This is a genomic window from Citrobacter sp. C1 (genome assembly GCF_014596895.2).
Taxonomy (GTDB): Bacteria; Pseudomonadota; Gammaproteobacteria; order Enterobacterales; family Enterobacteriaceae; genus Citrobacter; species Citrobacter gillenii.
Genome location: NZ_CP115035.1, coordinates 4,370,622 through 4,383,626, shown reverse-complemented (window position 1 = coordinate 4,383,626; position 13,005 = coordinate 4,370,622). Strand labels below are relative to the sequence as shown.

Below are 13,005 nucleotides of genomic sequence, written 5' to 3'. Positions count from 1 at the left end.
GTAAATATCTTTGGGCGCAAAATGGGTACCTATAAATAGTTATATAATGGTCTGTGTAATAATGATAGGGACGGGCGGGTAAGTCGTTTTAAACGGTTTTTTGATTTCTGATAATTGGGTTTTTCAATATAAAAATGTGAGCGAGGCCGAAAGAAATAAACCAGGGTATTGCATGTAAGTAATGATTGGGGGATTATTTTGTTTTGTCATACAAATGAATGTATCGCCATTTTCGATTGCCCTGATATAAGGAGCGGAGAGCCGCCCTCCATGAAAAACACTGATAATAAATCCTTTTTGACTGCACTTACCCAACGGGTTGGCCCCGCCTACGTCCTTACCGATCCGTCCAAAACGGCGCGTTATCGCAAGGGCTTCCGCTCGGGTCAGGGCGAAGCGCTGGCGGTGGTGATCCCCGGCTCTCTGCTTGAACTGTGGCAGGTGCTCAAGGCCTGCGTGGAGGCCGATAAAATCATTCTGATGCAGGCCTCAAATACCGGCCTGACGGAAGGCTCCACACCGAACGGCAAGGGCTACGATCGCGACATCGTTATCATCAGCACACTGCGCCTCGACAGTCTGCATGTGCTGGATGAGGGCAAGCAGGTGTTGGCGTATCCGGGCACCACGCTGTATTCGCTGGAGAAGGCGCTGAAGCCGTTTGGCCGCGAGCCGCATTCGGTGATTGGCTCCTCCTGCATTGGTGCGTCGGTGATTGGCGGTATCTGTAATAACTCTGGTGGTGCATTGGTTCAGCGTGGCCCGGCGTACACCGAGATGTCACTGTTTGCCCGCGTGGATGAACAGGGACAGCTACAACTGGTTAATCATCTGGGCATCGAACTGGGCGAGACGCCGGAACAGATCCTCGCCCGCCTGGATAACAACGCGATTGCGCGTGCTGACGTCAGTCATGACGGGCGTCACGCGCACGACCACGACTACGTGACCCGCGTCAGAGACGTTGATGCCGACACCCCGGCGCGCTACAACGCCGACCCGGACCGCCTGTTCGAATCCTCAGGCTGCGCGGGGAAACTGGCGGTGTTTGCCGTGCGTCTGGACACCTTTGAAGCTGAGAAGAATCAGCAGGTGTTCTACATTGGTACCAATCAGACCTCGGTGTTGACGGACATACGCCGCCATATGCTGGCGACGTTTACACACTTACCGGTCGCCGGTGAGTATATGCATCGTGATATCTATGATGTTGCAGAGAAATACAGCAAAGACACCTTCCTGATGATCGACAAACTCGGCACCGACAAAATGCCGTTTTTCTTTAATCTGAAGGGGCGCACCGAGGCCATGCTGGAGAAGGTGAAGATATTCCGCCCGCACTTTACCGACCGCGCAATGCAGACATTCAGTCATTTTTTCCCGAGCCATCTCCCGCCACGCATGAAAACCTGGCGTGACAACTACGAGCATCATCTGATGCTGAAAATGGCAGGGGATGGCATCGGCGAAGCGCAGGCGTGGTTAACCGAGTACTTTAAAACGGCAGACGGAGATTTCTTTGCCTGTACCCCGGAAGAGGGCAGCAAGGCGTTTCTGCACCGCTTTGCTGCAGCGGGAGCCGCCATTCGCTATCAGGCCGTTCATTCTGATGAGGTTGAGGATATTCTCGCGCTGGATATTGCGCTACGCCGCAATGATACCGAGTGGTATGAACATCTGCCGGCTGAAATTGACAGTCAGCTGGTGCATAAACTTTATTATGGCCACTTTATGTGCCATGTGTTCCATCAGGATTATATCGTTAAAAAAGGCGTTGATGCGCACGCGTTAAAAGAACAGATGCTAGAACTGTTGCGCCAACGCGGGGCGCAATATCCGGCAGAACATAATGTTGGCCACCTTTATAAAGCGCCTGAAAATCTGGCGCGGTTTTATCAGGAAAATGACCCGACCAACAGCATGAACCCGGGCATTGGTAAAACCAGTAAACGTAAAAACTGGGCCTGACGAAAAGACAATAAAACAGTAAAGGTCAGGTATCACCGTTTTATTAATGGCCAGTTTTTATTATTGAATTATTACCGGGCGGCGATGTGCCGCCGGTTTTAAAAGGCAATGAAGCAATGGGGTATTTATTGTGAATGTAAATTTCTTTGTCACCTGTATTGGTGACGCGCTGAAATCACGGATGGCACGCGATTCCGTATTGTTGCTGGAAAAGCTCGGCTGCCGCGTTAATTTCCCCGAGAAGCAGGGGTGCTGCGGTCAGCCCGCCATTAACAGTGGCTATATCAAAGAAGCCATCCCGGGGATGAAAAACATGATCGCTGCGCTGGAGGATAATGACGATCCGATTATCTCTCCGGCAGGTTCGTGCACCTATGCGGTCAAAAGCTACCCGACGTATCTGGCCGATGAACCTGCATGGGCATTGCGCGCCGAAAAGGTTGCCGCGCGTATGCAGGATCTCACCTCTTTTATTGTCAACAAACTGGGCGTCGTGGACGTCGGTGCCAGCCTGCAGGGCAGAGCGGTTTATCACCCTTCGTGCAGCCTGACTCGCAAGCTGGGCGTGAGAGAAGAGCCGCTCACGCTGTTGAAAAACGTACGCGGTCTGGAGCTGTTAACCTTTGCCGATCAGGACACCTGCTGCGGATTCGGCGGCACTTTCTCGGTCAAAATGGCCGAAATATCCGGCGAGATGGTGAAAGAGAAAGTCCTGCATCTCATGGATGCGAAACCGGAGTATTTGATTGGTGCCGACGTCAGCTGCCTGCTGAACATTGGCGGCCGACTGCAGCGTGAAGGCCAGCCGGTCAAAGTAATGCATATTGCTGAAGTGCTGATGAGCCGCTGAGGGGAAAGAGATGTCGATAAAAACCAGCGATGTAGAGTTTAAAACGCGCATTCGCCAGCAAATTGACGATCCGATTATGCGCAAAGCCGTGGCGAACGCGCAGGGGCGCATCGGCGCGAACCGGCAAAAAATGGTCGATGAGTTAGGGCACTGGGAAGAATGGCGCGACCGTGCCAGCCAGATCCGCGACCACGTTCTGAGTAACCTCGACGCCTACCTGTATCAACTCTCCGAGAAAGTGACGGAAAACGGCGGTCAGGTGTTTTTCGCGCAGACCAAGGAAGAGGCTACCCGCTATATTTTGCAGGTCGCGAAAGCGAAAAATGCGAAGAAGGTGGTGAAGTCCAAGTCGATGGTGACCGAAGAGATCGGCGTTAACCACGTGCTGCAGGATGCCGGTATTCAGGTGATCGAAACCGATCTGGGCGAATATATTCTCCAGTTGGATCAGGATCCGCCTTCGCATGTGGTGGTCCCGGCTATCCACAAAGATCGCTATCAGATCCGTCGCGTGCTGCATGAGCAGATGGGCTATGACGGTCCGGAAACGCCGGAAGCGATGACCTTGTTCATCCGCCAGAAGATCCGCGAGGATTTCCTCAGCGCTGAAATTGGCATTACCGGCTGTAACTTCGCGGTGGCGGAGACCGGCTCGGTTTGTCTGGTCACCAACGAAGGTAACGCGCGGATGTGTACCACGTTACCGAAAACACACATTGCGGTGATGGGCATGGAGCGTATCGCGCCGACGTTTGCCGACGTGGACGTGCTGATCACTATGCTGGCACGCAGTGCGGTGGGCGCTCGTCTGACGGGCTATAACACCTGGCTTACCGGGCCGCGCGAGGCGGATAACGTCGACGGGCCGGAAGAGTTTCACCTGGTGATTGTGGATAACGGTCGCTCGCAGGTGCTGGGTTCTGAGTTTCGCGATGTGCTGCGCTGCATCCGCTGTGGAGCCTGTATGAACACCTGCCCGGCGTATCGCCATATTGGCGGGCACGGCTACGGCTCTATTTATCCAGGGCCTATCGGGGCGGTGATCTCTCCGCTGCTCGGCGGCTATAAAGATTTTAAAGACCTGCCTTACGCCTGTTCACTGTGCACGGCCTGCGACAGCGTTTGTCCGGTACAGATCCCGCTGTCAAAACTGATCCTGCGCCATCGCCGGGTAATGGCCGAGGAAGGGATTACCCCGAAAGCGGAACGTCGCGCGATCAAAATGTTCGCTTATGCCAACAGCCATCCAGGGTTGTGGAAGGTCGGCATGATGGCCGGTGCCCACGCGGCGAGCTGGTTTATCAATGGCGGTAAAACGCCGCTCAAGGTTGGCGCGATTGGCGACTGGATGGAAGCGCGCGATCTTCCTGATGCTGACGGAGAGAGTTTCCGTAGCTGGTTTAAGAAACATCAGGCGCAGGAGAAAAAGAATGGATAACCGTACCGCGTTTTTAAACACCGTTGCCCAGGCACTGGGCCGTCCGCTGCGGCGGGAACCGCAGGCCGAAGCCGCGCCGGTGAACAACTATGCGAACGAGCGGCTGACCGAACTCAGCCCGCAGCAGCGCTGCGACGCGTTTGTGCAGTTTGCCAGCGAGGTGATGCTGGCGCAGTGCGAACTGACCCATGAGGCGCAGGCCCCTGAGGCGGCGTTACGTTTGTGCCAACAGCTGGGGCAGCAGCCGGTGGTGGTTAGCGGCGACAGTCGGCTGGCAGAACTGGGGATAACCGAGCGTTTGCAGCGAGAGTGTAATGCTGTGGTCTGGGATCCGGTGCGTGGAGCCGAGAATATTGTTCAGGCCGAGCAGGCGAAAGTTGGCGTGGTGTATGCCGAGTATGGCCTGACGGAGTCCGGGGGCGTGGTGCTGTTTTCCGCTCCGGAGCGCGGGCGTTCAATCAGCCTGTTGCCCGAGTCCTCTATTTTCGTGCTGCGTAAAAGCAGCATCCTGCCGCGTGTGGCGCAACTGGCGCAGGTTCTGCATCAGAAAGCGCAGGCCGGTGAGCGTATGCCGTCGTGCATTAACATCATCAGCGGGCCCAGCTCAACGGCGGATATTGAGCTTATCAAAGTGGTCGGGGTGCATGGTCCGGTGAAGGCGGTGTATCTGATTATTGAAGATTGTTGAGATTCGTGAATAAGACCGCTCTGGCGTTGTAGCCCAGAGCGGGATGACATTCCGCACTCTGCGGACTCTCCTTTCGCAAGGGATCGCCTGAAAATGGCGTCCTGGTCCGCGCTTTCCTCTGCGGTTTAACGTTCCTGCACCTGTTTTTTCTGCTGATAAAATCGGCGTACAACATTGTTTCCAGTCACCGCAAGTGGCGATTTTTACGCCGTTACGTGGCTGGTAAAATTGATCTAAATCAATTTAAATCGACTTATTTTTAAAAGCGAAAGAATGCAATGTTTACTAAAATTTTACCTTTCCGTGCTTATTTTTCGACAACGCAGGCGACAACGCAGTGAGAATCAACGCGATTTACGCAGCGGATAGCACCGAAAATCAACGCAAAAAGGCATATAAAAACAGGGGTTTTAGGTAAAAGTAGACATTAAACACGTTATGTAACCTATTGGCTGGAATGATGTTTTGATGGCACATTGTTAGCCACGCGGTAGACGTCTTTTTTTTAATCTAATGAGTCACAATGAATGTGCGTAAAGTAAAAATTACACATTATTCTACAATCAAGTTATCTTTCATTTGAAATAGCGTTCCACTTTTAAGTGATTTATTAACAGTTTCATTACTATTGTGCATTTTTTTTGCCGTTGACATGTTTTTACACTGGATGCATATTTCATCGCCATAAGCGTATTATTGCGTTCAGGAGATGACAATGCCTTCTCGAGATTATCCCGATAGTCGAAAAGCCAGAGGTACCCGCTCGAAAGATATGGTTCTTTTAAGTGCGCGTGTCGATACCTCTTTGTGGGAATACGTTCGCACGCTGGCATTTGAAACACGAAAAAGCAAACAAGATATTATTGCTGAAGCATTAATGCTACATCGCTCTATTAATGAGAGTGACTCTCAGTAATACATGCTGTCACGCTCTGTCTGGGTTTTATTTATATTCCCAATAATGATATATGCCTTGCTACGTCCTTAATAATTTTACTGGTGTGTTATTTGTTTTCCCCTTGTTCAATAGGGGGCTTTTTTATGTTGGCGCGCCGCCCGCATAACAAAGTTGATAGCAAAATTCACAATTAAAAGTGAGTAAAAAAATGAAAAAGACAGCAGTGGCATTAGCCGTGATGGCATTAGGGGTAACGTCCGTTCATGCAGCGGAAATTTATAACAAAGATGGCAATAAACTGGATTTGTACGGCAAAGTTAAAGCAGTACATACCTGGACCGACGGCACCGACGCCGACGGTACTTATGCGCGTCTGGGTTTTCGTGGTGAGACACAAATTAACGATCAGCTGACCGGTTATGGCCACTTTGAAAGTCAGTTTGATGCCGCTGGAGCAGAAGGTTCTCAGGATGGTATTAAAACACGTCTCGCGTTTGCTGGCCTGGATTACGGTCACGACGTTAGCTTTGACTACGGTCGTAACTACGGTGTCGCTTATGACGTGGGATCTTACACTGACGTTCTTTCAGAGTTCGGCGGTGATTCCTATGAAAATACTGACCGCTTCCTTACTACACGCACTTCTGGCGTTGCAACACTCCGTACCAAAAATCTGTTTGGTGCCGTTGATGGTGTAAACCTGGCGGCGCAATACCAGGGTCAGGATGATACCGATGCAGACCCGGCTAAACAGCACGGCAATGGCTACGGCTTCTCTCTGGGTTATGACAACATCGCGGACTCTGGCGTGTCTGCCATCGCGGCTTACTCTACCAGCGCGGTAACTGCTGAGCAGAAACAGCAGGGCTGGGAAGGTGATAACGCTGAATTCTGGGGTGCGGGCCTGAAGTATGATGCCAATGCTGTCTATGTGGCGACGATGTACGGTGAATCCCACAACCTGATCCAGAATGCCAACAAAGCGCAGCACTTTGAAGCGATGGCGGCCTATGTGTTTGATTTTGGTCTGCGTCCGAACGTGGCTTACGTCCACTCACGTGACACTGACAACACTGACCTAACCGAGTACGTGGCGCTGGGTACCGATTACTACTTCAACAAAAACATCGTGGCCGATGTGGGTTACAAGTTTAACCTGCTCAATGGCCAGGACGGTGACAACGAAGTTGTTGCTGGCCTGACCTACCAGTTCTAAGTTTTTGTTATGTTATGAAAAAGGCGTCTCTAGTCAGACGCCTTTTTTACATTGCTTTTCCTGTCAGACTGGCTGCTGTGGGTTGCCACGCACTTCGCTAAATAACCACTTCCAGATCCCCACTTTTACCCATGCCACCACGCAGAAAATGAGATAAAAAAGGGGTTTATGCGTAATCGAAACGCGCATCACTTCCATCAGATCTACATGTAAATTTCCGGCGATGGCCATATTAATGACGAATATAGAGGCAATGGTACTGGCCAGCAAAATAAGAATCGCTTTGACGGTGCCTATCTCTGGCCACTTTCCGGCAGCCCACTGCCAGAGAAAAATCGTGGTGAGTACAAATATAATAAACAGCCCTGCGGCCCCGAAAAAGCCGAAGTCTTTATAATCCTTCATGGTGCTAAATAAGCTGATGATAATAATTAACCCAAGTATGATTTTTTTAAACCACGACATGTACTGTTCCTGAATATGCTGTTGATGTTGTATGGATATGTCCATTTTTACTCATTTTATGTTTATTCTACAAATGAGTTAAGACGGATTATAAAGTGTCTGGAAAATGAATTATTGGTTATTTGTGGATTATGAAATGTTGACATTTAATTGCGGAGTAATCCGAATTTAAGATTTTATAGAGGGGGGTACTTATACTTCTTTAGGTGTAAGAGAGCGCTGTTTATAGCATTGTACTGTACTAATCAGTGCAGCAAAAAATAGCGCCGCTGCACCACACAGCGTAGCGTTGATAATGGCGACAGCACCGCTTCCCAGCAGGCTGGTTAATAGCGGCCCGAGAATTTGCCCAATGCCGTACGTCAGCGTCACCAGTCCCAATAGGTTAATGTTTCGCGGCACGCTGAGTTGGCGGGCGAGCGGCATCACCAGTGAGGTGGTTCCCATAAAGGTTGCGCCAAAACCGATACTGCTGAGAACCAGCAGGAACAACGAGTCGCTGGCAAGTGTTAACACCACACAGGCGCTTTGGGTCAGCAGATTGGCTGTCAGGCATTGCAGGACTCCCCAACGTTTCGCCGCCCATAGCCAGCCGAAACACCCCGGAATGATTGCGATGCCAACCAGCGACCACAGGTGTACGGTCAGCAGTGGCGAACCGGCATTTTTCGCCATCAGCGGCAGGTAAGTGGCGACAATGATGTAGCCAAAACCGGCCAGCCCGTAAAGCAACGCCAGCAGCCACCATGACATCGGTTGATGCGCGGATTTTGCCAGTGGTACGGCGGGCAGCACGCGGTCACGAGAGGGGAGCAGCATGACCAGCAGCAGAAGGAGTAAGCCAGAAAGGACTCCGGCACCCAGCCACAGCGTATGCGATGACAGCGCAAAGCGTAAACCAGCGATGACATACTCATTACCGAGAAAAATGCCGGTCCCGACGCCGGAGAACAGGGCCGCAATCACAAACGGATGACGGGTATGCTGCAGAACCACCATCGAACCAAAGATCATCATGCCTGCACTGGCGACACCTGCCAGAAAGCGGATCGCCATCATCAGTGCGGGCTGAGTAAAAAACGCCATCGCCAGGATAAGTCCGGTGGTCGCGAGCGCAGAGGCTAATAGCATCGGACGCAGGCGTGAGGGCTGGTGGAACAAGGCGAAGGAAAACAGCAGGCTGCCTGCCAGATACCCGGCGTAGTTGGCGCTGGCAATCCACGAGAGTTGGCTAAAGGTAAACTGACCTTCAGTCAGCAGCACCGGCAGCATTGGCGTATACAGAAAGCGGCCAATCCCCATGCCCAGCGTCAAGACCAGCAGGCCAAACAGCGCGATGCGGATGGAATGATGATTTGAACCAGGACTTCCCTGCGGCATGCAGACGCTCACTTCACGCTGTTATGTGGATATTTGTTATATTACATATGCAAATGATAATTTAAAGTTAAATGATGCGGGTTTTACCGTCAGAGGATTTTCTTCAGGTCCATTTCTTCCTGGATCCGTTCGCTGTAGGCGATATGGGTGCGGATCGCCTCTTCAATACCGGCGTTGTAAAACGCAGGTCCCAGTTTTTCGATAATAAAATCAATAAAGAACTCGGCATCGAACTGCTCAAGGTCGAGATCGAAGTGGTCGCTGCAATACGTTTCCAGTTCGTTGCGCAGGCGATCGCGCTCCGCGGATGACAGGGTGATTTCAGCCATTTTTTCTCCTTAAAAATTCGGCAGCGTGAGCAGAGACGGTAGTTGCGACAACAGATATAACACCAGCCCGATAGAACCGCCAACGAGCGTGCCGTTGACGCGAATAAACTGCAAATCTTTGCCGATGTTGAGCTCAATTTGTTGCGACATCTCCCGTGCATCCCAGCTTTTGACCGTGTCGCTGATGTGGCGCGTCAGGAAGGTAGCGAACTCCGGTGCGACTTTTTTCGCAGCCTGCTCCAGGTGTTCATTCAGCGACGCACGCAGGGCACCATCGGCAACCAGCGTTTCGCCAAACCACTGTCCGGCGCTGGCAATGCGTTGTTTCACGCGAGAATCATCGGCGTTAATGTCGGTTTTCACCCACTGACGCAGATCCGCCCACAACTCGCCGAGATAGCGGTTAAAGGCTTCGTCCTCTTTCAGGTAGCTTTTGAGGCTTTCTGCACGTGCGGCCATGTCAGGATCGTGTTTGAGCTTATCGATCAGGTTCAACGTGGCGCGATCGAAGGCGTGGCGGATCTGATGCGCCCGATCGTGACTGATGTCATCCAGCAGGGAGTTGACCGCATCAGAGACCAGCTCGGCGCTGTGTTCACCGAGCCATTCGGTTGGCAGGATCTTCGCTTTGAGCGGATGTTCGGTCTCCAGCCAGCGCACAATCTGCTGGGCGATAAACGCCCGCGAACTGTCGCGCTGTAGCAGGGCGATCAGCTGCGTAATCAGCGTGTCGAGCAGCACCTGGTGGCGGTTGTTTTTGGTCATGCTTTCCAGCATTAATGCGCTAGTGCCGGAGAGATCGACCTTGTCGATAGCCTTATGCACCGCGCGTTTGATCAGCCGCTGGATGCGGGCGTCGTCGGTCAGTTCGAGAAATCCGCTCATGATCTGCAGCAGATGCTGGCCGATGCGCCGGGCATTTTCCGGTTGGCTGAACCAGTTGCCAATGAGCAGCGCCGGTTCATGGCGGCGAATCAGCGCCACCAGTGACTGGGTGTCGAGGAATTTTTCCTGCACGAACTGACCCAGGTTTTCGCCGATGCGGTCTTTATTACGCGGGATAATCGCCGTATGGCGCGAGATAAACGGGATCGGTACCCGGCGAAAAAGCGCGACCACGGCGAACCAGTCCGCCAGCGCGCCTACCATCGCCGCTTCGGCAATCGCTTTGATCCCGAGCACCCAGAAGTTGGGTGGCAGAAACAACGTGATGACGAAGGTCGCGGCAGCAATCAGCAGCAGAGAGAGCGCCAGTCGCTTGGCGCGTTTGAGTTCAGCAATTTTATTCATAGACTTAAGGATAGAGCCAGACGGGGGGAACGTGCAAAAATTGTGGCACGCCTCCCATTTTTAGACTGAACGATCTTATCCTGGGATCCAGTTGTCCCACGCGGGTAACGGACCGAGTTCCGCCACCAGAAAATCGATAAACGATCGTACCTTCGGATTACTGTACTTGCTGGGAAAATACAGCGCATACAGGGCGTGGGTTTCACAGGTGATGGTGCCGTCGAGCATCAGCGGCGTGACCTCTTCTTTTTGAATATGATCGCCAATCAGATAGGTGGGTAAATACGCCACGCCCTGATCTTCTAACACCGACTTCAATAACACCAGGCTGCTGTTGGCCTGGATCGGCATATGCAGCTTCAATTGATGCAAACGATCCTGCTCGTCTGCCACTTTAAGCACTGGCGTGAGGCCGGGGTAAACCAGGCAATCATGATTCACCAAGTCGCTGCGACGCTGGGGCATCCCTTTTTTTGCGAGGTATCCCGGCGACGCGCAGTACGCCCAGCGGATAGGGACCAGTTTACGCATGGCGTAATTCTGCGGCGGCGCGGTGGAAATGCGCAGGGCGATGTCGAAATCGGTTTCGTTCAGATTGACGAAGTTATCGTTGAGATCGATGTACAGATTCACATCCGGGAATTGGGTACGATATTTATCCACCAGGTTTACCAGTCGCGAATAACCAAAGGCAATGGAACAGGTGATGCGTAATTCGCCCTGCGGGCTGTGGTAATAACCGGAGGTAGTATTCAGCGTTTCATCAAACTCTGTCAGTAGCTTATTGGCGCGGTTAAATAAATATTGCCCGGCATCGGTCAGGGTAATACTGCGGGTGGTGCGTTTAATTAACGTTGTCCCCAGCGTGTCTTCCATCGCCGTCAGGCTTTTGCTCACCGCGGAAGGCGAGACGTTGAGCTGCGCGGCAGCCTCCGATAACCCTCCGCAGTCAACGATTTTGACGAAAAATTCCAAATGCTTGAGTGAAATCGGCGTACCCATAATTTCCTTTAATTCACAAGTGATTTGCAAAAACGGTACGAATAGGCCGTTACATTCGCATTTTAAACATGCAACTATTGAATCACAGGAAACAACTCGCTGGCAAAATGAAAAAATAACAGGTTAAGTGAGTTGCATCACAAAATATAAGGAGGCAGGCCTGAAACGCATCAAGTTGTGAATGTAGTCTCATTAAAAATTATATAATTTAAAAGGTACCCATTATGTGGTCACGACTCGAACCCTACAGATCGTCGATTATTTTATTATTTGCTCTGGTTATTGGCGGCTTATTAGGTATTTATGCCCCGACGTTTGCCAGCACACTCCAGCCAGTCGGTCAGATATTCTTAAACCTGTTATTTATGATCATCGTGCCGCTGGTGGGGATCAGCGTCATGTCTTCTATCGCCAGTATGACCGACCTGAAAAGGCTGGGACGCATTATGGCGATTATCTTTATTGTTTCGATCGCGATGGCCTTTATTCCGGCTGCCGGGATTGTGGCGCTGGCGCTATGGTACAACCCGGCGCAGGGCGTCACTATCGATCTCTCGCAGTCCGTGCAGGCGGGCAGTGGCAAGATGGATTTTGTCAGCATGATCACCACCAATGATTTTATCGGACTGTTTTCGAAGTCCAATATTCTGGCGCTGATCGTCATGGCGATCATTGCCGGTGTGGCGATTGGGCAATCAGATCAGGCGGGGAAACGCATTGCGTCACTGCTGGAAGATGCCAATACCGTGATCATGAAGATCGTCTCTATCATTATGAAAGTGGCGCCGATTGGTCTTGGTTGCTATTTCGCTGCGACCATGGCCAGTCAGGATTCCGCGCTGCTGTTAACCTTTGCCCGCGCCATTGGTCTGTTTATGGTCGCCACGCTGGTCTACTTTGTTTTCGGCTCAATTCTCTATTCGTATATTGGTGGCGGTGTTCCGGCGGTCAGAGCCTTCTGGCGTAATGCGATTGAACCTTCCGCCACCGCGCTGGGAACCTGTTCTTCACTGGGCACGTTACCTGTCACGCTGCGCGCCGGAAAGGCGATGGGGATTAACCCGGAAATCGTCGATGTCTCTATTCCGCTATTGGTTAACCTGAACAAAGGCGGCGTGGCGATGATTGCCGCGCTGAAAATTGTCTTTATCTATTCCGTGCTCGGCATGCCGTTCACCACCGAGACCTTCTTCCTGACCATGCTGATTGCCGTGCTCTCCGCCATTATCGTCGGCGGCGTACCGGGCGGCGCGTTTCTGGGTGAGATCTTTATTGTCACCACGCTCGGGTTGCCGATGGAAGCGATCCCGATGCTGGTGGTGCTGGGTACGATTACCGATGCGCCCGCCACGCTTATCAACGTGATCCATGATTTGAACGCGGCACAAATTGTTGAGCGGTTTGCTGGAAAAAAGCAGAACGACGCTGAAATCAACGCGACCGCCGCTGCGGTATAGGTTTGCACACGGATTAAGAAACAG

General features: G+C 51.9%; 12 protein-coding genes. 7 read left to right on the top strand and 5 right to left on the bottom strand.

The annotated features are described in order from the left end of the window. Positions 1 to 270 precede the first annotated feature (270 nt). The 6 genes from dld to IB214_RS21000 all read left to right on the top strand — a co-directional run bounded on the left by dld (position 271) and on the right by IB214_RS21000 (position 7,058). Complete coding sequence (gene dld / locus IB214_RS21025) at positions 271 to 1,968, top strand: D-lactate dehydrogenase (RefSeq protein WP_096758449.1); 1,698 nt, start codon at positions 271 to 273, stop codon at positions 1,966 to 1,968. 130 nt (positions 1,969 to 2,098) lie between these two features. Further along, positions 2,099 to 2,818: a (Fe-S)-binding protein gene (locus tag IB214_RS21020; protein ID WP_064186363.1), complete on the top strand. Its 720-nt coding sequence runs from the start codon at positions 2,099 to 2,101 to the stop codon at positions 2,816 to 2,818. 10 nt (positions 2,819 to 2,828) lie between these two features. Next, positions 2,829 to 4,256: a LutB/LldF family L-lactate oxidation iron-sulfur protein gene (locus tag IB214_RS21015; protein ID WP_117342377.1), complete on the top strand. Its 1,428-nt coding sequence runs from the start codon at positions 2,829 to 2,831 to the stop codon at positions 4,254 to 4,256. Then, positions 4,249 to 4,944, top strand: coding sequence for a lactate utilization protein C (locus IB214_RS21010; protein WP_117342376.1), 696 nt, complete (start codon positions 4,249 to 4,251; stop codon positions 4,942 to 4,944). The genes IB214_RS21015 and IB214_RS21010 overlap by 8 nt, the downstream gene beginning before the upstream one ends. 715 nt (positions 4,945 to 5,659) lie before the next feature. After that, entirely contained in the window at positions 5,660 to 5,860 is a 201-nt protein-coding gene (locus tag IB214_RS21005; protein WP_096758446.1) for a hypothetical protein, read from the top strand. 190 nt (positions 5,861 to 6,050) lie between these two features. After that, positions 6,051 to 7,058, top strand: a complete 1,008-nt coding sequence (locus tag IB214_RS21000) for a porin (protein WP_096758445.1) — start codon at positions 6,051 to 6,053, stop codon at positions 7,056 to 7,058. A gap of 63 nt (positions 7,059 to 7,121) precedes the next feature. Here IB214_RS21000 and IB214_RS20995 read toward each other — a convergent pair whose 3' ends face one another. The 5 genes from IB214_RS20995 to IB214_RS20975 form a co-directional block, all read right to left on the bottom strand. After that, positions 7,122 to 7,523 carry a hypothetical protein gene (locus tag IB214_RS20995; RefSeq protein WP_115259552.1) on the bottom strand — a complete coding sequence of 134 codons (402 nt, stop codon included), beginning with the start codon at positions 7,521 to 7,523 and terminating at the stop codon, positions 7,122 to 7,124. A 192-nt stretch (positions 7,524 to 7,715) separates the two neighbouring features. Beyond that, positions 7,716 to 8,903 (bottom strand): MFS transporter, encoded by a 1,188-nt coding sequence (locus IB214_RS20990; protein WP_117342375.1) that lies wholly within the window; start codon positions 8,901 to 8,903, stop codon positions 7,716 to 7,718. Between the two features lie 89 nt (positions 8,904 to 8,992). Further along, positions 8,993 to 9,232 (bottom strand): DUF2164 domain-containing protein, encoded by a 240-nt coding sequence (locus tag IB214_RS20985; RefSeq protein WP_115259550.1) that lies wholly within the window; start codon positions 9,230 to 9,232, stop codon positions 8,993 to 8,995. Positions 9,233 to 9,241: 9 nt separating this feature from the next. Further along, entirely contained in the window at positions 9,242 to 10,522 is a 1,281-nt protein-coding gene (locus tag IB214_RS20980; protein ID WP_115259549.1) for a DUF445 domain-containing protein, read from the bottom strand. Positions 10,523 to 10,597: 75 nt separating this feature from the next. Further along, the gene (locus IB214_RS20975; protein WP_115259548.1) at positions 10,598 to 11,524 is read right to left on the bottom strand and encodes a LysR family transcriptional regulator; all 927 of its coding nucleotides are present in this window, start codon (positions 11,522 to 11,524) and stop codon (positions 10,598 to 10,600) included. Positions 11,525 to 11,748: 224 nt separating this feature from the next. Here IB214_RS20975 and IB214_RS20970 point away from each other — a divergent pair, with 224 nt between their 5' ends. Then, on the top strand, positions 11,749 to 12,981 hold the full coding sequence (locus IB214_RS20970) for a dicarboxylate/amino acid:cation symporter (protein ID WP_115259547.1): 1,233 nt from the start codon (positions 11,749 to 11,751) through the stop codon (positions 12,979 to 12,981). The last annotated feature ends 24 nt before the right edge of the window (positions 12,982 to 13,005 follow it).